We start from the raw sequence: 23,591 nt of genomic DNA, 5'->3' as shown, positions 1-23,591 counted from the left end.
CTTTGGCAGGACAGATGTTGTTCTGCTCAGGCCGCATCAAGCGTGCCGCCCAGCGACACAATCAACTGCGACGCGCGGCGGCGCAAGCCTGCCGTGACTTCGCTGTCGACAAGGATCGCCTGCAGTTTGGTCAGGGCGGCTTCGGTGTCGCCTTCTTCGATGTCCAGCAGTGCCAGCTGTTCTTCGGCCAGCAGCCGCAGAGCGTTGGCGTTGGTGGCCAGTGTCTGGAACCCGTCCCGGCGTTCCTGCACCGACAGCCCGCCGTTGGAACGGGTCAGCGCCTTGAAGCTGGCGATCTGGCGGTAGATCAGCGGCACCGCGTTGTCGTTGGCTACGGATTGCAGCGTCTGTGTCGCGGCGGCATCGTCGTCGGCACCTGCCAGTTCGGCGGCCAGCAGCATGGAAAGAATGGCCTGCGCACCGGGTTCCGCGGTCTCGATCGCCTTGAGTGCTGCGATGCGCGCCTCGGGTTCCTCGGATTCGAGCGCTGCGGTGATCTGATCGCCAAAGGCCTGCGCCGCGCTGCGGGCCTGTGCCTTTTGATATTCGCGCCAGGCGGCGCCGCCAACGATCAGGATCACCACCAGAACCGCGATCCAGCCGTATTTCCGGAACCCCGCATAAAGCCGGTCGCGCCGGACTTCTTCGGTGACTTCGTCGATGAAACTGTCGGTGTTGCTCAAGGTGCGCCTCGCGTCGGGTTTTCCTGTTGGCCCCCTCTTACCCCGCCTGCCGCTGACTGCCAAGCCGTCTGATCCAGTGGCGGGCGGCGGTTCGCGCGATGGGCGGTGGTCGGGGTGGGCGGCCCTGACTGGCGTTCGAAAACTTCGCATTCACGGGCGAATTGGTACAATCCTGACACTTTTTGCCATGTCATTTGATGTATACATCGCCCTGACCTTGTGAAAACAACCTTTGAGTTTTATTTTGAACCCGGCGGTTCAGTCGGTATTGCCACATCACCTGATCCCGCCCTGCGTGGCGGCCCGCGACAATCACAGGAATATTCTGCATGCGTGTTATCCCGATCCTCACCGCCCTGATCGTGGCCGTGGTATTATATGCCGTGGTGATCGAGCGTGACCGGCTGATGCAGTTCGCCCGCGAGATGAGTCCGCTTGGTGACGAGACGACAGAGATGCAGGAGACATCGCCGACCGAAACCGTGGCGGAAGAGACCAGCGCCGATGAGCCCGCATCGGGTGTGGTGGGCGTGATGGCCCTGCATTCGGTCGCGCAAGAGGTTGACAGCGCTGTCGTCCTGCGTGGCGAAACGCAGGCCCTGCGCGCGGTCGATGTGCAGGCTGAAACTTCGGGCAAGGTGATATCGGACCCGCTGCGCAAGGGCACCTTTGTCGAGAAAGGTCAGGTTCTGTGCAAGCTCGACCCCGGCACCAGCCTTGCCGATCTGGCCGAAGCGCAGGGCAAGCTGTCCGAAGCCCGCGCCCGCATCCCCGAAACAGAGGCCCGCATCCCCGAGGCCGTGGCCCGTGTTGAAGAGGCGCGCGCCCTGCTACAAGAGGCGCAGATCAACGAAAACGCCGCGACCAAGCTGTCCGAGGGTGGTTTTGCCAGCGACACGCGGGTTGCCGGTGCGCAGGCAGGCAAGCGCAGCGCCGAAGCCGCGGTCAGCAGCGCCGAGGCCGGCCTGAAGGCGGCGCAGTCGGGCATGCAGGGCGTCGACGCCGCAATCCAGAGCGCCGAGGCTGCCGTCGCCCGCGCCCAGACCGAGATTGACCGCCTGACGATCCACGCGCCGTTTTCCGGAGTGCTGGAAACCGACACCGCCGAGTTGGGCAGCCTGATGCAGTCCCAGGGGGGCAGCGCGCTATGTGCGACGATCCTTCAGCTCGACCCGATCAAGCTGGTTGGATTTGTGCCGGAACTGAGCGTTGGCCGGGTCGAAGTGGGCGCCCCCACCCGCGCCCGCCTGACCGAAGGTGGCACCATCGAGGGGCAAGTAACCTTCCTGTCGCGCAGCGCCGATTCAGTCACGCGCACCTTCCGGGTCGAAATCACCGTGCCGAACCCCGATCTGGCGCTGCGGGCCGGGCAGACCGCCGAAATCGCCATTCAGGCCGAAGGTGCGCCGGCGCATCTGGTGCCGCAGTCGGCGCTGACGCTGAACGACGATGGCGTGTTGGGGGTGCGGACCGTGGACGCCGAAGGGCTTGCCGAATTCATGCCGGTCGAGGTGATGCGCGACACGACCCAAGGCGTTCTGCTAACCGGTCTGCCAGACAGTGTGAACATCATCACCGTCGGTCAGGAATATGTCACCGACGGCGTGCCCGTCGCACCCAGCTATGAGGACGTCATCCAATGACCGGAATCGTCGACTGGGCCGCCGCACACGCGCGGATGGTGATTGCCTTTATCGTCCTTAGTCTGGTCGTCGGTGCCTATGCCTATGTCGCCCTGCCGAAAGAGGGCGAGCCGGATATCGAAATCCCCATGCTGTTTGTTTCGGTGCCGTTTCCGGGCATTTCCTCGTCTGATTCCGAAACGCTGCTGGTCAAGCCGATGGAGACTGAACTCTCTGATCTGGACGGCCTCAAGACGATGGGTGCCACGGCTGCCGAAGGCTATGCCGGTGTGCAGCTGGAATTCGAATTCGGCTGGGACAAGACCATGATCATGGCCGATGTCCGCGATGCCATGACCAAGGCGCAGTCCAAGTTTCCCGACGGGGCGGAACAGTATTCGATTTCGGAAATCAACTTTTCCGAATTCCCGATCATCATCGTGAACCTGACAGGCCCGGTGCCCGAACGCACCATGGCGCGGGTCGCAAAGGATCTTCAGGACCGGCTCGAAGGACTGGATGCGGTGCTCGAGGCCGGGATCGCCGGCAACCGCGATGAGATGATCGAGGTGCAGATCGACCCGCTGCGGCTGGAATCCTACAATGTGACGGCGGGCGATCTGATTTCGGTTGTGCAGAACAACAACCAGCTGATCGCGGCGGGCGAAGTCGAGACGGCGACCGGCACCTTCTCGGTCAAGATCCCGTCAAGCTTTGGCACGACGCAGGACATCTATGACCTGCCGGTCAAGGTGAACGGCGACCGGGTGGTGACGCTGGGCGATCTGGCGCGGATTTCGCTGACCTTTGAAGACCGCACCGGCACGGCGCGTTTCAACGGCGAAAACACCGTCGCGTTGCAGGTGGTCAAGCGCAAGGGTTTCAACCTGATCGACACCGTGACGCTGATCAATTCCGAGGTGGAGGCCGCACAGGACTCCTGGCCGCCCGAGCTACGCGCGGTGGTGAATGCAGGCACCTCCAACGACCGGTCGCGCGAAGTCAAAAGCATGGTCAGCCAGCTGGAAGGGTCGGTTCTGACCGCCATCGCGCTGGTGATGATCGTTGTGCTGGCCGCCCTTGGCACGCGCCCCGCCCTGCTGGTGGGATTTGCGATCCCGACATCGTTTTTGCTTTGCTTTGCCTTTCTCGCACTGATGGGTATCAGCGTGTCGAACATCGTGATGTTCGGTCTGATTCTGGCCGTGGGGATGCTGGTCGACGGGGCCATCGTGGTGGTGGAATACGCCGACAAGCGGATTTCCGAAGGCGTCGGCCCGATGAGCGCCTATGTCGAAGCCGCCAAGCGGATGTTCTGGCCGGTGGTCAGTTCGACCGCGACGACCCTGTGTGCCTTTATGCCGATGCTGTTCTGGCCGGGCGTGCCGGGGCAGTTCATGGGAATGCTGCCCGTGACGCTGATCTTTGTTCTGTCCGCATCGCTGGTTGTGGCACTGGTCTATCTGCCGGTCATGGGCGGCGTGACGGGCCGGTTTTCGCGCCAGCTGGACCATGCGACCGATGCGCTGAAGCGGGGATTGCCCTGGGTGGCGCGCGCGGCGCTGGTGCCGGTGGTGCTGCTGGGCATGTTCGTGGGCGCGATGATGGTGGTGAACCCATCTTACCTGTTCAGACCGCCCTCAAGTTTCAACCTGCCGAGCGCACTGAAGGCTCTGGAGCCGATCTTAAAATTTGCGGCCTATCCAGGGGCGGCGATTGCAGTCTTTCTGATCTCGGCCGTCTGCGCGTCGATCGTCATGGACGCCGCCCGGATCGAACGCCGCCGCAAACGCGTCGACGGGCGCTATCGCCGCACACCGTTTGGCTGGTTCATCACCGCCATCGCCGCCAATCCCATCATGCCGCTGCTGACCATCGGGCTGGTGGGGTTCTTTGTCGTTTCGACCTTCACCTACTTTGTCGCGCACAACAAAGGCATTGAATTCTTTGTGGAATCCGAACCCGAGCAGGCCATCGTCTATGTCCGTGCACGCGGCAACCTGAGTTTGGTCGAAAAGGATGCGTTGGTGCAGCGGGCCGAACGGGTTGTGCAGGCGCATCCCGGGGTCAAGACCGTGTTCGCATTCGCCGGTCAGGGCGGGCTGGACAACAACAATGGCGGCGCGCAGGGGCCAAAGGATGCAATCGGTCAGGTCCAGTTTGAAATGATCCCATGGGAAGACCGCTCCGACCGTCCTGATCTGGACGGCAATGTGGTGATCGACGAGCTGAGCGCCGAGCTGGCCAGGATCCCCGGCATCAAGACCGAAGTCTCTGCGCTGGAGGGTGGCCCGGCAAGCGGCAAACCGGTGCATCTGCGGCTCAGGGGCGATGACTGGCAGACGCTGCTGGATGCAACCGCACAGGCCCGGGCCAAGTTCGAATCCACGCCGGGGTTGATCCAGATCGAAGATACGCTGCCCCTGCCCGGTATCGACTGGCAGATCGACGTGGATGTGGAAAAGGCCGGGCGCTATGGCGCGGATGTCGCCACCGTCGGCGCGATGGTGCAGCTGGTCACACGCGGCATCCTGCTGGATACCATGCGGGTCGAGTCATCCGACGAAGAAATCGACATCCGCGTGCGTCTGCCCGAAGAGGACCGCCTGCTGTCGACGCTGGATACGCTCAAGGTGCGCACGGCGGATGGGTTGGTGCCCTTGTCGAACTTTGTCACCCGCAAGCCGGTGGCCAAGCTGGCCGAGATCAACCGGATCGACCAGAAACGATACTTCGACGTCAAGGCGGATGTGGCCGAAGATCTGGCCAAGCTGGTGCATGACGGCGCGGAGGGCCCCGAAACACAGGCCATCGTGAAAGTGCTGGAAGAGGGCGTGTCGGCAGAAGGTACGCCCCTGAGCGCGCCGGATGGTACGCGCTATGCGCTGGTGTCGGTGTCAGACGGGTTCGATGCTCAGACAGTCACACAGGCGCTGGAGGCTGGTGATCTGCGCGCTGTGCCGATTAACGCGAGCGAACGCATCGCCGTGCTGAACGACTGGCTGGCCACCAGCCCCCTGCCCGCAGGCATTGATCCTGTATGGACCGGCGATCAGGAAGAGCAGGACGAAAGCATGGCCTTCCTTGGCAAGGCGTTTGCAGCGGCGCTGGGGTTGATGTTCATCATCCTGCTGGCGCAGTTCAATTCGTTCTATAACGCGACGCTGGTGCTGCTGGCGGTGGTGCTGTCCACGGCGGGCGTGCTGATCGGGATGCTGGTGATGGGGCAGACCTTCAGCATCATCATGACCGGCACCGGCATTGTCGCGCTGGCGGGAATCGTCGTGAACAACAACATCGTGCTGATCGACACCTATCAGGAATACGAACGCTACATGCCAAGGATCGAGGCCATCGTGCGCACCGCCGAGGATCGTATCCGCCCCGTCCTGCTGACCACGATCACCACCATGGCGGGCCTTGCGCCGATGATGTTCGGGCTCAGCCTCGACTTCTTTGGGGGCGGCTATTCCATCGATTCCCCCACTGCGCTGTGGTGGAAACAACTGGCAACGGCGGTGGTCTTTGGCCTTGGCATTGCGACGGTGCTGACGCTGGTGTTCACGCCGTCGATGCTGGCGCTGCGGGTGTGGTTCGTGACCTACGTGACATGGATCGCACGGCTGCTGGCGAAACTCTCGCTGGGCAGATCAAGCCGCGCCGCCCGCGACTGGGCCCTGCAGCGTGACGCCCGCCGCATCCGCGCGCCCGAGATCCTGTGGGAGGATGAGGAATCCGGCACCGCTCGCCTTGCGCCCCAGCCGGGTCGGCCCCTGCGCGCCGCGGAATAAGGGCTGCGGCATCGACCATGCCGCAAACCCGGATGCAGCTTCGTATTCTTACAGGCTCCAATCGCGGTGACCTGCAAAATTTTGGCAAAAATTTTGTCCCGGCGAGCCCGCGGGCTACCCGCAAAATTTTCCTAAAATTTTGCCCCCGCCCTCAGGCGACCGCATCCTTTTCCGCCTGCTGCCGGTGCCAGAGCTGAGCATAGCGCCCCTGCCGCGACAGAAGATCCTCGTGGGTGCCAGTCTCGACCACCTCGCCGTCCTGCAACACGACGATACGGTCGGCGTCGGCGATCGTGCTCAGCCGGTGGGCGATGGTGATCACCGTGCGCCCCTCGGCGGCGACATGCAGGGCAGACTGGATCTCGGCCTCTGTCTCGGTATCGAGCGCGCTCGTTGCCTCGTCCAGCAGCAGGATCGGCGGGTTCTTGAGCAGGGTGCGCGCGATGCCCACCCGCTGCTTTTCACCGCCCGAGAGCTTCAGCCCGCGTTCCCCCACCATGGTGTCATATCCATCCGGCAGACGGGCGATGAAGTCGTGGATCTGGGCCGCGCCTGCGGCTGCGATGATCTCATCCTCTGTCGCGCCGTCGCGACCATAGGCAATGTTGTATCGGATCGTGTCGTTGAACAGCACCGTATCCTGCGGCACCACCCCGATGGCCCGGTGCAGGCTGTCCTGCGTCACGTCCCGCACATCCTGCCCGTCGATTGTCAGTGATCCGCCGGTCACGTCATAGAACCGGAACAGCAACCGACCGATTGTCGACTTGCCCGACCCCGAAGGCCCGACCAGCGCCACGTTCTCGCCCGCGCCGACCTTCAGCGACACCCCTTTGAGGATGGGCCGCGCCGCGTCATAGCCAAAGCGGATGTCGTGCAGTTCGACCACTCCGCCGGACACTGCGATGTCGCGCGCGCCAAGTTTGTCCGACACTTCCGCGGGCTGGCCCAACAGGTCGAACATCTGGCCCATGTCGACCAGGCTCTGGCGGATCTCGCGGTAGACCGTGCCAAGGAAGTTCAGCGGCATGGTGATCTGGATCATGTAGGCGTTGACCATGACGAAATCGCCGACCGTCATGCTGCCGTTCTGCACCCCGATGGCGGCCATGACCATCACCCCGACCAGACCCGCGGTGATCAGCACCGACTGGCCAAAATTGAGGAAGGCGAGCGAGGTCGCAGTCTTCACCGCTGCCGCCTCGTAGCGCTGCATGGCGCTGTCATAGCGTCGCGCCTCGCGCGTCTCGGCGCCGAAATATTTGACGGTTTCGAAGTTGAGCAGGGAATCGATGGCCTTCTGGTTGGCATCGGTGTCCTGATCGTTCATCTCGCGGCGCAGCTTGACCCGCCACTCGGTGACCCGAAAGGTGAACCAGACATAGAGCGCGATCGTCCCGGCGACGACCACCAGATACCAGACGTCGAAAAGGTAGAACAGAACCCCCGCGATCAGTGCCAGTTCGAGCACCAGCGGCCCGACACTGAACAGCAGGAAGCGGAGCAGGAAATCCACGCCCTTCACCCCGCGTTCGATGATCCGGGACAGCCCGCCGGTCTTGCGGGTGATGTGATAACGCAGCGACAAGCGGTGGATATGGGTGAAGGTCTCAAGCGCCAGCGCGCGCAGGGCCCGCTGGCCGACACGGGCGAACACCCCGTCGCGCAGCTGCTGAAAACCGACGTTCATCAGCCGCGCCATGCCATAGGCCACGGTCAGGCCCACGGCCCCCAGGGCCAGTTCCGGCACCTGGCCGTCCAGCCTGTCGACGGCGGCCTTGTAGATCAGCGGCGTGCCCACGGCGATCAGCTTGGCCACCAGCAAAAGCACCAGCGACAGTGTTACCCGGTGACGCACCCAGGGCGTGTCGCGCGGCCAGAGATAGGGCGCCACGCGGCGGATCGTGCGCCAACCAGAGGCCCGCTCATCCCGGGCTAGTTCGGCTGTTTCGGCATCCTGTGAGGAGTCTGGCGGCATCGTCTGTCCTTGATCTTTGCGCAGCCCAGATAGACCGGGGCGTGCCGAATGACCAGTGGTCGGGCCCTGCGGAGGATCAAAGCCGCAAGAGCCTTCTTAGCCGCGAACGGAAGATCGGGTCACAGGTAACCAGCCCCCCCGTTTCATCTGCCCAAAAATATTGGGGGTGTCTGCAAAGCGTGCTGGCAACTTCGCCTGAGCGAAAAAAGGCCCATATTTTTCCGCTTTTTTACGGAGGATGCCTTGCTACACCACGACGTTCGCCGGCTTCTTGATGCCCTTCACGAGCTGAACCCGGCCCAGATCGAGGGTGCCCTGACGAAGATCAAGGATCTCCGTAGAAACACAGAGGCGATCTCGGAGATCGAAGCACGGATAAATCAGGGCCACGAGTGCCCGTTCTGCGGCGACGCGCGACGCCAGGAATGGGGACGCAAACGGACCAGGGTCCGGCGCGACCGATACTGCACCGCGCACGAACGTCAGCTATTCGGATGCTACGGCCAGCCGTCTGACCAAAACCAAGATCAGTATCACTGCAACGAAAAGAAACACCGCACCTACAATCCACGCGATGGGTGTAGAGTAAATATCAGCGACCGTTCCGGCCAAAACCAGACCCAATGCAGCCCCCAACTGTTGGATCAGCGATCTCAGAGATAGCATGATCGACCGCTGACGGTCTTCTACACAGCGATGCAGAATGCTGCTGGCCGGCGTCTCAGAGACACCAAGGATCACAGAATACAGGATGAATACCGTCACAAAGCCGAGGATACTGCCTTGCAACGCCAATGCGATCTGAACGCCTGCCAAGCAAGCAAAACTCGCCGCCAGCGTCATGGCGTGCCGCCGCTTGAAGATCCGGCTGATGTGCGCAGACAGAGATGCGCCGAAAGCGATGGAGAAGAAATAGGTCGCAGTGACGACACCGATCACAGTGTTTGCATAGCCCTCATCCAGCATGGGTTTTGCATGGGTCGGCCAGATCACCTCGACCGGGCTGGTTGCCATCAGAAAGAAGGCCAAGGCTGCCAGCAGTATCGACAGAGCGGGATGTCTCACAGCCAAAAGGCTCGCGTCCTTTATCACCGTTGGGACATTGGCGAAGCCGTGCATGAGAGCAGTGACGTCTCTGGGACGCGGTTTTTCGACAATGGCGAACATCGTGAAAACAAACACGCCCAACATCACACCAAAGCTTGCCAGGTAGGACACATCATAGGTGCTGAACCCGAGGCTTATTGCGACCTCGCCCAAAATATCGGGCAGAAGCCCCCCCACGACGGCGCCAATGGCCAAGCCTACGGCGTTAGCCCATTGCGCTTTGGCCAGTGCGGGTTGGACATCCACATCAGGGGCGAGGGCCTTGAAAGTTTCGACAAACCACGCATCAAGGGTGCCTGACCTGAGCGCGCGTCCAAAACCGATGAATGCAAATGAAAGCGCCAGAACATGGAAATCACGCGTCGACAGAAAGAGCACGAGCGAAATCAAGCTGGCGACGACCGCCGTCAAAAAGACCGGCTTGCGGCCAATGCTGTCGGCGAGACCACCGAACGGCAGCTCCATCGCCATCGTCGTGAGCGAGTAGACCCCGAAAAGAAGCGAGATTTGAACGAGGTCCATGCCACGGTCAACCAATGCCAGTGCAACAACGGCGACTGTCAGCCCCATCGCAAAACGGTCAAGGAACTGGTGAATCTGAAACACGCGAATGTGCCGTCGCGCTGACGGGTTCAGTGCTGCAAAAGAGAACTCTATTTCGGAGGCCATCTTTGCAACATCGACGTTGCTGTGGACATGCACAATACCTCAGGTGAGCCGGAACCTATTTCGCACCACAAAGCTGCCGTTCGAACAGGCGCAAAGAACGGCAGCGAGGTCCGGAGGGTGTGTCGCAACTGGTTTTGTCGCGCCGCCGCTGTCACTTTCGACTTTTGTGCCTGTTTTGGCCGAGATCTTCATGTTGGAGAATATGATGGGCTGTCTTGGCGTAAATCGCCGCCTTGGACGGATCATGCGTGTTTGGGGCACATGTGAGGCTTAGCCAGCTACTTAGACCTTCATGGCGACGATCATCGCCGGAACGCCCATCATGTTGATGACGTGGGTTTCGCCGGTTTCATCCATGCGCTGCTCGATTGATCTGTAACGCGTGGTCGCCTTTTGCTGATGCTCCAGCTTTCTGAGTGTGCGTTCCATGCGCGCTTCCGGCACCACCGGCAAGTCTGCTCACACACCTCATCAGTGCGATCCGACTCGCCCAGATAGCGCTCGATTACCTTGTCGGTCTCACCCAGCTTTTGGCCCAGCTCGCCGCGCATATAATTCCTGGCCCGGGAGTTCAGCGCCTTGGACCGGCTGCCATCAATAGCGACCACATCCCCGTCGAGCAAACCCATGTTACGGCACAGAGCGACAAATTGCTGGCACACCTTGCGGATCGCAGGCCCGTTATCTTTGCGGAAGTCCGCGATCTTCCTGAAGCCGGGCTTCTAGCGACCGGTCAACCGGATGAGCTCCAGATTGCGTCCGCACTCCCGTTCCAACCGCCGCGACGACTGGATCTGGTTCAGATATCCGTAAAGATAAATCCGCAGCATCAACCGAGGATGATAGCCTCGGCCGACCCGTGTTCGCGGGGCGCGCGTTAAACCAGGCGCGGCAAGATCAAGCAAGTCTGTGAAGGCATCAATCCCACGCACCGGGCTGTTCTCATCGACATAGTCCTCCAGAAATTCTGGCAGCAACGTCGCCTGCTGACGGTGTCAGCCTTCGATAAATTCCGACATGAGAAACCTCCGTATCGAATACGGAAATCATACCAGCATGCAGAAAAATAGGGAGTGTTCACACACCCTCTCGGCACAGCAGACCAACACGATTTGCGGACAGCCCCAAAGATATTCCCGGGGAGTTGCCCGAACGGGCGGCGGGGGCAGCGCCCCCGTCAACCCCGCAGAAAGCGCCTAGTCCGGGATGGTGAACACCTGTCCGGGATAGATCAGGTCGGGATTTCGGATGGTGTCCCGGTTCGCCTCAAAGACGCGCACATAGGCGGTGCCTTCGCCATAGCGGTCCCGCGCGATAGCCCAGAGCGTGTTGCCGGGCTGCACGGTGACGGCCCGGACTGCGGCCGATCCAGCCTCGGCTGCGGCGGCGGCCAGAGATTCCGGCGTTTCGCGCAGGAAGGGGCTTTCGACGCGCGAGGTTACCGTTCCCGCCGGTCCAAGCTGATCGACACGCAGCCTGTAGGTTCCACTTTGCACATCCTGCAGCGTCGCCCGCCAGCGTCCGTCCGGCTGGATCGGTGTTGTGCTGACGGGGCGGTTGTTCAGGTAGATGCGCACCGACTCGGCACTCTTGCCACGGCCGGTCAGGACCACGGCACCGTCTGCTTCATAGGTGATCGCATCCAGCGCGACCTCGCTCTGGACGGCTGGACGGGCCGCGGGCCCTGATGGCGGCTGGAGCACATCGATCCCTGCCCGGTTGGACAGGATCACCGCCGGGGCTTGGGCCGTGGACGGGGTCGTCGGCGGGGCGGGCACAACTGGGGACGCGTCGCGCGTCACGGTACCATCAGGTTTACCCGGTGCCGTCGCCACAGCCTGCGGCAGGGTCGCGGCATCCGTGGCCGCGTCTGTGGTTTCGGATGTCGGCGTGTCCCTGTCAGCAGCGGCGGCAATCGCGTCTGCCTGTGGGGTGTCGACAGTTGTTTGCGGGGCGCTGGCCGCATCGGGCGCGGACAGTCCGGCGATTTCGCGGGTCGCATCGGTGTCAGCGGTGGTCTGGGGAACCTCGGGCATGGTGCCCGGCACTGACGTTGCTGCGGCCTGTGCGGTGCCTTCGGGCTGGGCGGTGCCTGTGGTATCGGGGCCTGCGGTATCGGGGCCTGTGGCGCTGTCCGTGGTTGCAGTCTGCCCGTCCCCCGTGTCGTCCATGGCGGCTGTTTCTGGCGCAGAGGCCCCTGCGGGTGCGCCGGATGCCGCCTTGGCGAGGTTCTCACCTGCTGCAGCGACCTGCGCCCCGGCATCAGGCTGTTGCGACCTTGGCGCAGGTTCGGTCTGGGCGACCTGCGGGGTGGGCGCAAGGATCACCTCGTCCAGCGAGTCGCGCGGACCAGACTCTGACTGCGCACGCAAGCTAAGGATGCGGGCCTGATCGCTGGCGGGAATACTGAGGAAAATCGCAAAGCGGCCCGTGGCATCGGTCCGGGTGCTATCGGTCAGGGCGCCGTCCAGCAGCACCTCGACAACACTGTCCGGTTCGGCGACACCGGCCACAAGGGTTTCACCGTCCTGCTGAACGCGCACGATGTCAAAGCTGGGCAGGGTGGTGTCAGCCCCCTGCGGCGCGGCCTGCGCCTGCCGTTCGGCGGCGGGTTCCTGACTGACAGTCCCGGGATCGGAAACCATATCCTCCCCCCCGGCAGGCAGTTCGGTTGCCGGGACAGAGGCCGCGTCGATTGCGGGCAGCGGCACCGCGTCATCGCCGCCTGTGTCCTGCATCACCGGGCGGCCAAAAAAGAACACCCCCGCCAGCACCAAAGCCAGCGCGGCAGCCGCCCCCGACGCGACGCCACCCGCGCCCTTCAATCTTGCATTCCCGGTCATATGGTCCCTTTTATCCCGCATCATCCCGGGCTGCGGCACCCTGTGCGGTTGAGAGTGTATAGCAAGGGGGTTAACAGCGGTCAAAACGCCAAATTCAGTCAGGATCCCAATGATGTCCGTCAAATCCATCTGTGTCTATTGTGGCAGCCGTTCCGGTACAAATCCGGCCTTTACGCAAGAGGCCGAGGCGCTTGGCCGTGGCATTGCCGATGCCGACTGGCGACTGGTTTACGGCGCGGGCGATGTCGGGCTGATGGGCGTTGTCGCGCGTGCAGCGCAGGAGGCCGGGGCGGACACCTTTGGCGTGATCCCCGAACACCTGCTGAAATGGGAGGTGGGTAAGACCGACCTCACCCGGTTCATCGTCACCGAAACCATGCACGAACGCAAAAAGGTCATGGTGATGAACGCCGACGCCATCGTCGTGATGCCGGGTGGTGCCGGGTCGCTGGACGAATTCTTTGAGGTGCTGACATGGCGCCAGCTGGGCCTGCATGACAAGCCGATCGTGCTGATGAACGTCGCTGGCTACTGGGATCCGCTGCAGGGGCTGATCGACCATGTGGTCGACCACGGCTTTGCCGACGAAAGCCTGAAGGGATTTGTTCAGAGCGAAGGCACCGCCGCCGCCGTTCTTGACGCTTTGCGCCGCGCGCTTTCCTGACGCATGGAGGCGGCGGAATAGAACCCAAGCGCCGTCCAGATCAGCCCGAAGGCCACCGCATCCACCATCCCGAAGGCTTCGCCAAAGATCACCACCGCGCAGAAAAATTGCAGCGTCGGGTTGAGGTATTGCACCAGCCCGATGGTGGTCAGCGTGACCCGCTGTGCGGCATAGGTGAACAGGATCAGCGGCACCGCCGTCAGCAGCCCCGAGAACATCAGCAGCGCGGTGGTGGCAAAATCCTCGCCAAAGGCGCCGCCTGCCCCGTTGTGGGTGTGCCACAGCCAACCCAGCGCCAGTGGCGAAAGCAGCATCACCTCGGCGGTGACTGACACAAGCGGGCCGACGGTGACGCGTTTCTTGACCAGACTGTACAGGCCGAATGTCAGCGCGATCAGCAGCGATATCCACGGCGCGACACCGGATGCGACCGACAGCACCACAACCGCAGTTGCAGCCAGCGCAACGGCAAATATCTGCACCCGGCCCAGACGTTCACCAAAGGCCACCACCCCCAGCAGCACAGCCACCAGCGGATAGATGTAATAGCCAAGCGACGCCTCGGTCGTATGGCCGTTCTGGACCGAAAAGATGAACATGAACCAGTTGGCCGAGATCATCAGCGCGGCAAAGCCCAGGATCACCACGCTGTGCAGTGATCCAAGGGCATCGCGCAGCCGACCCAGACGGCCCTGAAACAGCAGGACCACGGTAAAGAAGACCGCAGACCACAGCGTGCGATGCGACAGCACCTCAAGTGGCGGCACATGGGCAAGAAGTTTGTAATAAAGCGGGGACAGGCCCCAGACGGTGCAGCTGGTCACCATCGCAAGCACTCCGGCGCGTGCGCTCTGCATGATGATCCTTCCCGCTGCATTCGTTTGTTGAGCGGGTAGTAGCCCGCCACCGCAGGGGCGGCAAGGCGCTGCGCCGAAGGTTTGTTCAGCTTTCGTCTGGCAGGTCGCGCAAAAGCTGTTCGATCTTGTCGAGCGGGTGGTTTGTCAGCGTTTTGGCAACCTCGGCCACGACGCGCGACGACACTTCGCTGTGCAGCTTGGCGCGCAGCTCGCCCAGAATGTTGGGTGCTGCGACCAGAACGATACGGTCGAACGCGCCCTTGTGGGCCAGCTTGTACAGCTTTTCCGCAAGGTCGTCCGCGAAACGTTCCTTGGCCAATTCGTGCCAGTCCGTATCGTCCAGCGCCGACCGCTGCCCGGTGCCGGTGTCAGGCACCCGCCCGGGGCGGTTCGCCGACTGTTCGCGGTTTGACGGGTTGTCCTGAGTTTCGATTTGGACAACGTTCAGATCCGGGTTCATCTGATCCAGATCATTGCGCAGGAACAGCGCCTTTTCCCCGTCCGCGACGAGAACCCAGGTCCCCTTGGTCAAAATCGCCATTATACTTTCTCCTTGTCACCGCTGCCGTTCTTGTCCTGCCCAAGAGGGCGGGTCGCGCCAGCCGACGTTTCATCATAGCGCTTGCCTTCGTCACGGGTGCCGACCTTGCGCTGAAGCTCGCCACCGCTCCGGCCCTGTTGTGCCGGGCCTTTGGATGCATCTTCGGGGGATTGACCAAGCACCTCTGCAGTTTCGCTCTTGCCATCCTTGGATCTGTGACGCTCTGCCATGAAATCTCTCCTTGATTGTTCACAAAGTCAACGCAGGTGCCGCGGCTGCGTTCCCGCAAAGGTCCGGCCAGACGCAAAAACGCCCCGCAAAATCAATGCGGGGCGTTTCAAAACTCAGCGAGCTGTGGGCCGGTTGGATCAGGCCTTGGACAGACGCTCGGCCACGTTTTCCCAGTTCACGAGGTTGTCGAGGAAGTTCGTGAGGTAGGCGGGACGCTTGTTGCGGAAGTCGATGTAGTAGGAGTGCTCCCACACATCACAGCCCAGCAGAGTGGTCTGGCCAAAGCACAGCGGGTTCACGCCGTTTTCGGTCTTGGTGATCTTCAGCGTGCCGTCGGTGTCAACCACCAGCCACGACCAGCCAGAGCCGAACTGACCGGCGCCGGCGGCGGCAAAGGCTTCCTTGAACTTGTCGACCGACCCGAAGGCTTCGGTGATGCGGCTTTCCAGTTCGGACGGCATCGGGTGCGAACCCGGGCCCATCATTTCCCAGAACTGGGTGTGGTTCCAGTGCTGCGATGCGTTGTTGAAGATGCCCGACTGCGCCACTGCGCCCGCGTCGTAGGTGCCTTTGATGATCTCTTCGACAGACTTGCCTTCCCATTCGGTCCCGGCAATCAGCTTGTTGCCGTTGTCGACATAGGCCTTGTGGTGGATGTCGTGGTGAAACTCGAGCGTCTCCTTGGACATGCCTTTGCTGGCAAGCGCGTCATGTGCATAGGGAAGATCCGGAAGTGCAAAAGCCATTGTGTGACCCCTCTCGTGTTTTTGAAATCGTTGTACGTTACCTGCTACCTTGCGACACGGACGTCAAGGCCGGGGTATGGCAGCGCTGATGGATCAACGCACCTCGACCGCGCAGGTTCCCTCGCCCTTGAAATGGTTGGTATAGCCTATCGGGGTCGCAGACAGCAGCATCTTCTTGGCCTGCTTCAGGTAGGTTGCGGTATATTGAAAGTTCCGAATGTACTGGCCGTGGTTGCTCTTGACCGAAATGGACCAGACAAATGTCGTACGCTTGGCGTTGTCGGCTGCCACCTTGCCTGACACCGGCGCGCCGTCGTTGTAGTATAGGATAATGGGGTCCGAAATCGTGACGGTATCGGCACCGTCTTCGCGCCCCACAAACAGGATCTCGGGAATCCAGCCGCTGCGACCTGTATCGGCTATCCTGCAAATATAGATCTGTGCCGCCTCAGCCATCGGAGCGGCACAAAGGCAGGCAGTCAGGACAATAGCTCTGAGCAAGAAAATCTCCTTTGGACGCGCGTTTCGCGTCTGGACTGCTTCATGCAACCCTAAGGAGGTCTGCGCCCGGTTAACAGCCTTGCCAGCCGCAGGGGCAATTTTCTTTGCAATCTGAGGTAGCCGCCGTTCAATCCCGCCCGGCCCCGCATCGCGACTGGTCAGAAAATCCCCACTTCGGTCCCCGGCGTCGCCGCATTGCAGAGCAGTGCAAACATATAAGGCGCGACTGAGCGGAAACAGATGATCTGCGCCGTTTCATCGTCCCGCAGCCACACCGCCGCCGCGACCTGTGCAAACCGCGTGCGGCGCACCATGCCGGGGCGGAACGCCGCTGGCGACATGTCCACCGGGGCAAGTTTGGCGATGACGTCGCGGATATGGGTCCCGGTCAGGGTAAAGACCACCCGCGCGTCGGACACATCCACCGCAAGCGCGTGGGTATCGCCCAGCGCCTCGGTCAGCTTTGTGACCGTTTCGCCCGCTTCTGCGTAGGGGCACAGCAGCAGCAGCTCGTCCGGCGACATCCAGATCAGAGACGTGTCGCCACCCGACACAACCTCGCGCTGGTCGGGCATGGCGACCCCGGCGACATCGGCCACAGCCTGGGCAAAATCAGCATCAGCGTGATCGCCGCGCAGGGTGATCATGCCATGCAGTCCGGCCTCTTGCACATGAGCAAGACCGTCAAAGGCGGCGGCGTTCAGGGCGCTTACGGGCTCAGACATTCTGTTTCTCCCCTTCCGGGTCCAAGAACACGGCATTGACGATTTTCGTCGGGATGGTGGTCCCGTCAAGCTTGGTGAACTCCAGCACCTCGCCCATGCGATCCGGGCCGTTCAGCACCAGCCCCATGGCGATCCCGCGGTTCAGCGTCGGCGAATGGTAGGTCGACGTGACCCGCCCTTGGGTATGACGCTGGCCGTTGGCATTCGTCCCCGATGCCACAGCCAGCGCGCCATCGGGCAGAACCGAGCCGTCCACCGTCTCAAGCCCGACAAGCTGCCAGCGGGTCGGATCGGTCATATGGCTGCGGGCCTGCGCGCGCTTGCCGATATAGTCGGCCTTTTTCTTCGAAATAGCCCAGCCCAGCCCCAGATCCTGCGGGATCACCGTGCCGTCGGTTTCATCCCCGATCATGATGAAACCCTTTTCGGCCCGCAGGATGTGCAGCGCCTCGGTGCCATAAGGGGTGGCGTTCCATTCCGCGCCTTCGGCGTGCAGCCGTTCCCAAAGCGCAAGGCCCTGCGACGCAGGCACGGCGATTTCATAGCTGAGCTCACCCGAGAAGGAGATCCGGAAGATCCGCACCGGGAAACCGCCCAGCGTCCCGGCCGCCCACTGCATGAAGGGCAGCGTTTCGCGGCTGACATCCATGCCGCCGAGTTTCTCCAACAGCTTGCGGGCGTTGGGGCCAACCACGGCGATCTGGGCGTATTGCTCGGTCACGTTGGCGCAGTAGACCTGCCAGTCCCACCATTCGGTTTGCAGCCATTCCTCCATATGGGCGTGGATGCGTTCGGCCCCGCCGGTGGTGGTGTGGCACAGCCAGGTATCATCAGACATCCGCGCGACAACGCCGTCATCCATCAGAAACCCGTTTTCGTTGCACATCAGGCCATAGCGGCATTTGCCCACCGGCAGCGTGGACATCATGTTGGTATAAAGCATGTCGAGGAATTTGCCCGCATCCGGCCCCTTGACCACGATCTTGCCCAGCGTCGATGCATCCAGCAGGCCAAGGCTGTCGCGCGCAGCCTTCACCTCGCGGTTGACGGATTGTTCGACCGTCTCGTCCTGCTGTACAAAGCTGTAGGGGCGACGCCACTGACCGACGGGTTCCCAGTGAACGCCGTGGGCCTCGTGCCAGCCGTGCAGCGGAGTCTCGCGCACTGGCTGAAAGATGTCACCGCGCGCCTGCCCGGCAATCGACCCCATTGAGATCGGCGTATAGGGCGGGCGGAAGGTGGTTGTTCCAACGCTTGGGATCGCCTCGCCCAGGGCCGCCGACAGCGTGGCCAGACCGTTGATGTTGCTCAGCTTTCCCTGATCCGTCGCCATACCGAGCGTTGTATAGCGCTTGGCGTGTTCAACCGATTCATACCCCTCTTGCGCGGCAAGCTGGATGTCGGACACCTTTACGTCGTTCTGGAAATCGAGCCATGCCTTGGACCGCAACTTGACGTTGGCCCCCTGCGGCATCAGCCAGACCGGCAGCATCGCCGCCTCTTCGCGCGGCGCAACCTGCGGCAGGGTGCCGACCTTGGGCTGATGACCGGCGGCTGTGGCGGCGCTGGACCCGGCTGTGGTGGCGTCGGCAAGAGTATCCTTCAGCTGGATATAGCCGTTGGCCGAACCGGCCGGGATGACAAAGGGGGCACCGTCGTGACTGGTCGGGGCGCGCGACAGGTCCGGGCGGAAAAAGGCGTTGCCCTCGTCCCAGCTCAGCTTGCCGCCGCAATGGGACCACAGGTGCACCACCGGGGACCAGCCGCCGGACATGGCAACCGCATCGCAGGGGATGGTTTCCAGCACCGCGCCCTCGCCCGCCTGATCGCAGATCTCGACCGCGGTCACCTTGCGGGTGCCCTTGACCTTTGCGATGGCCTTGCCCTTCAGGACGCGAATGCCCAGCGCCTCGGCCTGCGCCATCAGCGCACCGCCGCCCTGCATCCGCGCGTCGATGATCACCGGCACGTTCAACCCGTGTCCATGCAGACAGATCGCGGTGCGGTAGGCATCGTCATTGTTGGTGACGACGACAGTACGATCCCCGATCGACACGCCGTAGTTCACCACATAGTCGCGGATCGCCGAGGCCAGAAGCACACCGGGCACATCATTGCCGGCAAAGCTGAGCGGGCGTTCGATGGCCCCGGTGGCGGTCACGATCTGCTGCGCGCGGATGCGCCACAGCCGGTGGCGCGGCCCGGGCGTTTCCGGTGCGTGGTCCGTCAGACGTTCATACCCCAGCACATAGCCGTGGTCATAGACCCCTGCCCCCATGGTGCGGCTGCGCAGGGTGACATTCCCCATGGCTTCCAGCGCCTGAACGGTGTCCTTGATCCACTGTTCGGCAGGTTTTCCGTCAATCTCGCCACCGTCCACCGGCGTGCGACCGCCCCAATGGGCGTTCTGCTCCAGCAGCAGAACCTGCGCGCCAGACCGGGCCGCCGTCAGCGCCGCCTGAAGGCCCGCCACACCGCCGCCAAGCACCAGAACATCGGTGAAGGTATAGAAATGTTCGTAGGTATCGGCATCCACCGTTTCTGCATCGGGCGCGGCACCCAGACCGGCGGACCGGCGGATGAAAGGTTCGTACACGTGCTTCCACAAGGGGCGCGGATGGATGAACATCTTGTAATAGAAACCGGCGGGCAGGAAACGTGACAGGTGCGTGTTGATCGCACCCACGTCGAACTGCAGGCTGGGCCAATGGTTCTGGCTGGCTGCAACCAACCCGTCAAAAAGTTCGGTGGTCGTCGCGCGCTGGTTCGGTTCGAACCGCGCCCCCTGCCCAAGGTTCACAAGGGCGTTGGGTTCCTCGGAACCGCTGGCGACCGGGCCGCGCGGGCGGTGATATTTGAAACTGCGCCCCATCATCAACTGACCATTGGCCAGCAAGGCCGAGGCCAGCGTGTCACCCTCAACGCCGCGCATCTGCTGGCCGTTGAAACGGAATTTCATCTGCTTGGTGCGGTCGGTCAGGCGGCCGCCGGTGGCGAGACGGGTGCTCATGTCTTAGACCTCTGCGCTGGTGGTTGGGGTCGTATCTTGCGTATTTGAAATGGCGGGGCGCGTCATGCGAGCTCCCTCCATGACCAGCCGGGGCGTTTTGCGCTGATACGGTCGCGGATATGCTGTGGCGGCTCGGATGTCTGGGCACTGTAGGTGCCGAATACTTCGAGCGTCGCGGTGCAGCGCGCGGCATGGAACCACTTGCCGCAGCCATGGACGTGCCGCCAGCGTTCAAAATGCACGCCGCGCGGGTTTTCGCGCTGAAACAGGTAGCCCTCAAAATCCTGATCCGAGCTTTCGGGGCCATGCCGTGTCAGATGCGCCTCTCCGCCGCCATGAAGTTCGGTTTCTTCGGCATGGACGCCGCAATAGGGGCATTCAAGGATCAGCATGACACGACACTTTCCGGGCGGAGGGCGGACAGCAAAAAACCGGTCGCACGGCAGGTGCGACCGGTCGGGTTCAGAACTGTGGTACGGGTGGCGGGGTTAGTTGCCGCCGGTTGCGTCTTTGGCAACGCCTTCGACAGCGTTGGCAGCGCCCTGAAGCGCAGTGCCAACGTCATTGGCCGCTTCGCCTGCGCCATCAATGGTGATGTTGAGGTCATCGGAATTGTCCGCTGTACCGCCGAATATGACAAAGGCAAGGACCGCCACAACGACGACCAGAATGCCGACGACAAAGGCGATGCCGGTGTTGCCGCCAGAGCGCGTGGTGGTCGTGGTTGTGGTGTTGGACGGCGGCGGGGTCTGTGTTGTGGTGTAGGGTTCGGCCATGACGGCGCTCCTTTGCAATGCGTTGTTGCAATTGGAACAATCGTCGACGGCATTCGGTTCCCGCCCATCTCAAAGATAACCGGCAGAGGCGAATTTTCGCCTGCGCGGGCCGGGGGACAGATCGCAGACATCAGTGCGCCACCCCGGCGGCAACGGATTCGTCAATGAACCGACCCTCGCGGAAGCGTTCGAGGCCAAAGGCCGATGCCAGCGGGCCGGGGGCGCCCTGCGCGATCATCTCGGCCGTGGCCCAGCCGGAGCCGGGGATCGCCTTGAACCCGCCGGTGCCCCAGCCGCAGTTGATGAAACAGCCGCCCAGCGGTGTTTTCGAAATGATCGGCGAACGGTCACCGGTGATATCCACGATCCCGCCCCACTGGCGCAGCATCTTGAGCCGCGACAGCATCGGAAAGGTCTCGATCAGGGCGCGCACGGTTTCCTCGACATGGTGAAACGATCCGCGCTGGGTGTAGTTGTTGTACCCGTCCGTGCCGCCGCCAATGACCATCTCGCCCTTGTCGGATTGCGACATGTAGCCGTGCACGGTGTTGGCCATGATGACCACGTCCATCGCCGGTTTGATCGGCTCGGACACCAGCGCCTGCAGCGCGACCGATTCAATCGGCAGGCGGAACCCGGCCATATCGGCCAGCACACCCGAATTGCCCGCGACAACAATGGCCAGCTTGTCACAGTCGATGTCACCCATGGTGGTGGTCACGCCGCGCACCTTGCCCGCGTCCGAGCGTACTGCGGTCACTTCGCACTGCTGGATGATGTCCATGCCCATGTCCGAGCACGCCCGCGCATAGCCCCAGGCCACCGCATCGTGGCGCGCCGTGCCACCGCGCGGCTGATAAAGCGCCCCCAGAACCGGATAGCGCGGTCCGTCCAGACGGATGATCGGGCACAGCTCCTTGACCTTTTCCGGGCCGATGAATTGCGTCTCGACACCTTGCAGGGAATTGGCGTGCGCCGTGCGTTCGTATCCACGCACCTCGTGATGGGTCTGGGCCAGCATCATCACGCCACGCGGCGAAAACATGACGTTATAGTTCAGGTCCTGACTCATCGTCTCGTACAGGGACCGCGCCTTTTCATAGATCGCCGCAGACGGATCCTGAAGGTAGTTCGAGCGGATGATCGTGGTATTGCGCCCGGTGTTGCCACCGCCCAGCCAACCCTTTTCCAGGATCGCGACATTCTTGATCCCGTGATTCTTGCCAAGGTAGTAGGCCGTGGCAAGACCATGCCCCCCCGCACCGACGATCACCACGTCGTACTTTTTCTTGGGCGTCGCCTTGCGCCAGGCGCGCTCCCATCCGGTGTGGTGACGCAGGGCTTCTCGGGCGATGGCAAAGGCGGAATAGCGTTTCATGGCACTCGATTCTGATCCACGGGTGGGCTTGGGCGATATGTGGACCGGTGCACCAATTCCCCCACTGCTGCAACCGTCACAACATCGCGCAGTTGCGACATGCGTCACGATGTCGGGGTTTTGCCCTTTTGTCACGGGGCTGCGCGCATTACATGTCTGGCTGGGGATATTTTCGGTTGAGGAGACCGCATGATTTTGTTCTGGAGCCTCTGTGCCGCGCTGGCGCTGGCAATGACCGGCCTGCTGGTGACGGCACTGCTGCGCGGGCGTCGCGACACCGGGCCGGTGCAGGCCTTCGACATGCAGGTTTACCGCGACCAGCTGCGCGAGGTTGAACGCGACCTTGCCCGCGGCACGATCAGCCCGGAAGATGGCGAACGCCTGCGCGCCGAAGTCTCGCGCCGCCTGCTGACTGCGGATGCGCAGGTGCAGGGCGACACCGGCGGGGATACACAGCCGCGCGGTGTGGCTCTGGTCATGGCGGTGGTCGTTGCGGCATCGCTTCTGGGCGGGGGTTTCTGGCTTTATGCCCGGCTTGGCGCGCCCGGATACGGCGACCTTGGCCTGAAGGACCGCATCGCCGCAGCCGCGCAGGCACGGGAAAACCGCCCCAGCCAGCAAGAGGCTGAATCCCAGGTTCCCGCGACCAGCCCCACCGATGCACCACCGGAATACGCCGAACTCGTGACCCGCCTGCGCGCGGCCGTGGCCGAACGCCCCGATGATCTGCAGGGCCACATCCTGCTCGCCCGGAGCGAAGCCGCCCTGAGCAATTTCACCAAGGCCTACAAGGCGCAGGAACAGATCCTGCGGCTCAAGGGCGATGAAGCCACCGCCAAGGATTACGCCGATCTGGCCGATATGATGGTGCTGGCCGCCGGCGGCTATGTCTCGCCCCAGGCCGAGGCTGCACTGGACGCCGCCATGACCCGCGACCCCGGCAACGGCGTTGCGCGCTACTATGGCGGGCTGATGCTGGCGCAGACCGGCCGCCCCGATGCCGCCTTCCGGCTCTGGGACAACCTGCTGCGCGAAAGTGCCCCCACAGACCCATGGGTGCCCCCGATCACCAGCCAGATAGAAGAGATGGCCCTGCGCGCCGGCGTCAACGACTACCGCCTGCCGGAAACCGCCATCCCGCTGCCCGGCCCGGCCCTTCCCGGCCCTGGTCAGGATGACGTGGCCTCTGCCGCCGACATGACGCCCGAACAGCGCACCCAGATGATCCAAGGCATGGTCGCGCGCCTGTCCGACCGGCTGGCGACCGAGGGCGGCACACCGCAGGAATGGGCCCGGCTGATCGGTGCCTACGGCGTGCTGGACAATCAGGCTCAGGCCATCGCGATCTGGGACAACGCCAAAGAGGTCTTTGCAGGCGACGAAGAGGCGCTCAAGATCGTCCGCGAAGGGGCCGCAAACGCCGGTATCGCGCAATGACCTCCATACCCCGGCAGCTTCATCTGCCGATA

19 protein-coding genes and 1 pseudogene are annotated in these 23,591 nt (G+C 62.7%); 4 read left to right on the top strand and 16 right to left on the bottom strand.

What is annotated here, in order from left to right; translation table 11 throughout:
• Nucleotides 1-26 precede the first annotated feature (26 nt).
• Complete coding sequence (locus CHB75_RS01555) at nt 27-683, bottom strand: tetratricopeptide repeat protein (protein ID WP_089268751.1); 657 nt, start codon at nt 681-683, stop codon at nt 27-29.
• A gap of 190 nt (nt 684-873) precedes the next feature.
• Nucleotides 874-1,014: a hypothetical protein gene (locus CHB75_RS21580; RefSeq protein ID WP_176439034.1), complete on the bottom strand. Its 141-nt coding sequence runs from the start codon at nt 1,012-1,014 to the stop codon at nt 874-876.
• Here CHB75_RS21580 and CHB75_RS01550 point away from each other — a divergent pair.
• Nucleotides 1,013-2,326, top strand: a complete 1,314-nt coding sequence (locus CHB75_RS01550; RefSeq protein ID WP_089268750.1) for an efflux RND transporter periplasmic adaptor subunit — start codon at nt 1,013-1,015, stop codon at nt 2,324-2,326. The genes CHB75_RS21580 and CHB75_RS01550 overlap by 2 nt on opposite strands.
• A complete protein-coding gene (locus CHB75_RS01545; protein WP_089268749.1) occupies nt 2,323-6,096 on the top strand; it encodes an efflux RND transporter permease subunit in 3,774 nt (1,257 codons plus the stop codon). Before CHB75_RS01550 ends, CHB75_RS01545 begins: the two co-directional genes overlap by 4 nt.
• A gap of 151 nt (nt 6,097-6,247) precedes the next feature.
• Here CHB75_RS01545 and CHB75_RS01540 read toward each other — a convergent pair whose 3' ends face one another.
• The 4 genes and pseudogenes from CHB75_RS01540 to CHB75_RS01520 form a co-directional block, all read right to left on the bottom strand.
• Nucleotides 6,248-8,074, bottom strand: coding sequence for an ABCB family ABC transporter ATP-binding protein/permease (locus CHB75_RS01540; RefSeq protein ID WP_089268748.1), 1,827 nt, complete (start codon nt 8,072-8,074; stop codon nt 6,248-6,250).
• Nucleotides 8,075-8,560: 486 nt separating this feature from the next.
• Nucleotides 8,561-9,850, bottom strand: coding sequence for an MFS transporter (locus CHB75_RS01530; protein ID WP_089268975.1), 1,290 nt, complete (start codon nt 9,848-9,850; stop codon nt 8,561-8,563).
• Nucleotides 9,851-10,180: 330 nt separating this feature from the next.
• A pseudogene (locus CHB75_RS22440) lies at nt 10,181-10,827 on the bottom strand (transposase); the annotation flags it as partial.
• Between the two features lie 219 nt (nt 10,828-11,046).
• Nucleotides 11,047-12,693, bottom strand: coding sequence for a LysM peptidoglycan-binding domain-containing protein (locus CHB75_RS01520; protein ID WP_141135063.1), 1,647 nt, complete (start codon nt 12,691-12,693; stop codon nt 11,047-11,049).
• Between the two features lie 112 nt (nt 12,694-12,805).
• On the opposite strand from CHB75_RS01520, the gene CHB75_RS01515 reads away from it, so the two are divergent.
• Entirely contained in the window at nt 12,806-13,357 is a 552-nt protein-coding gene (locus CHB75_RS01515; RefSeq protein WP_089268974.1) for an LOG family protein, read from the top strand.
• Here CHB75_RS01515 and rarD read toward each other — a convergent pair.
• From rarD to CHB75_RS01465, 10 genes are all read right to left on the bottom strand, one after another.
• Nucleotides 13,300-14,214, bottom strand: coding sequence for an EamA family transporter RarD (gene rarD / locus CHB75_RS01510; RefSeq protein WP_089268745.1), 915 nt, complete (start codon nt 14,212-14,214; stop codon nt 13,300-13,302). The two genes, CHB75_RS01515 and rarD, sit on opposite strands and share 58 nt — an antisense overlap.
• An 85-nt stretch (nt 14,215-14,299) precedes the next feature.
• The gene (locus tag CHB75_RS01505; RefSeq protein ID WP_089268744.1) at nt 14,300-14,755 is read right to left on the bottom strand and encodes a baeRF12 domain-containing protein; all 456 of its coding nucleotides are present in this window, start codon (nt 14,753-14,755) and stop codon (nt 14,300-14,302) included.
• Nucleotides 14,755-14,985: a hypothetical protein gene (locus tag CHB75_RS01500; RefSeq protein ID WP_089268743.1), complete on the bottom strand. Its 231-nt coding sequence runs from the start codon at nt 14,983-14,985 to the stop codon at nt 14,755-14,757. The genes CHB75_RS01505 and CHB75_RS01500 overlap by 1 nt, the downstream gene beginning before the upstream one ends.
• Nucleotides 14,986-15,123: 138 nt before the next feature.
• Complete coding sequence (locus CHB75_RS01495) at nt 15,124-15,732, bottom strand: superoxide dismutase (protein WP_089268742.1); 609 nt, start codon at nt 15,730-15,732, stop codon at nt 15,124-15,126.
• A gap of 93 nt (nt 15,733-15,825) precedes the next feature.
• Nucleotides 15,826-16,233 (bottom strand): hypothetical protein, encoded by a 408-nt coding sequence (locus tag CHB75_RS01490; protein ID WP_141135062.1) that lies wholly within the window; start codon nt 16,231-16,233, stop codon nt 15,826-15,828.
• 158 nt (nt 16,234-16,391) lie between these two features.
• Nucleotides 16,392-16,958 carry a sarcosine oxidase subunit gamma gene (locus CHB75_RS01485; protein WP_089268740.1) on the bottom strand — a complete coding sequence of 189 codons (567 nt, stop codon included), beginning with the start codon at nt 16,956-16,958 and terminating at the stop codon, nt 16,392-16,394.
• The gene (locus CHB75_RS01480) at nt 16,951-19,968 is read right to left on the bottom strand and encodes a sarcosine oxidase subunit alpha family protein (RefSeq protein ID WP_089268739.1); all 3,018 of its coding nucleotides are present in this window, start codon (nt 19,966-19,968) and stop codon (nt 16,951-16,953) included. Before CHB75_RS01480 ends, CHB75_RS01485 begins: the two co-directional genes overlap by 8 nt.
• A 62-nt stretch (nt 19,969-20,030) precedes the next feature.
• On the bottom strand, nt 20,031-20,360 hold the full coding sequence (locus CHB75_RS01475; protein WP_089268738.1) for a sarcosine oxidase subunit delta: 330 nt from the start codon (nt 20,358-20,360) through the stop codon (nt 20,031-20,033).
• 96 nt (nt 20,361-20,456) lie between these two features.
• Nucleotides 20,457-20,744 (bottom strand): hypothetical protein, encoded by a 288-nt coding sequence (locus CHB75_RS01470; protein WP_089268737.1) that lies wholly within the window; start codon nt 20,742-20,744, stop codon nt 20,457-20,459.
• 130 nt (nt 20,745-20,874) lie between these two features.
• Nucleotides 20,875-22,122, bottom strand: a complete 1,248-nt coding sequence (locus CHB75_RS01465; RefSeq protein ID WP_089268736.1) for a sarcosine oxidase subunit beta family protein — start codon at nt 22,120-22,122, stop codon at nt 20,875-20,877.
• Nucleotides 22,123-22,311: 189 nt separating this feature from the next.
• On the opposite strand from CHB75_RS01465, the gene ccmI reads away from it, so the two are divergent.
• Nucleotides 22,312-23,559 (top strand): c-type cytochrome biogenesis protein CcmI, encoded by a 1,248-nt coding sequence (ccmI, locus tag CHB75_RS01460; RefSeq protein ID WP_176439033.1) that lies wholly within the window; start codon nt 22,312-22,314, stop codon nt 23,557-23,559.
• Nucleotides 23,560-23,591: the final 32 nt, after the last annotated feature.

Source organism: Puniceibacterium sediminis (genome assembly GCF_900188035.1).
Lineage (GTDB): Bacteria > Pseudomonadota > Alphaproteobacteria > Rhodobacterales > Rhodobacteraceae > Puniceibacterium > Puniceibacterium sediminis.
This window is presented reverse-complemented; position numbering and strand designations above follow the sequence as displayed.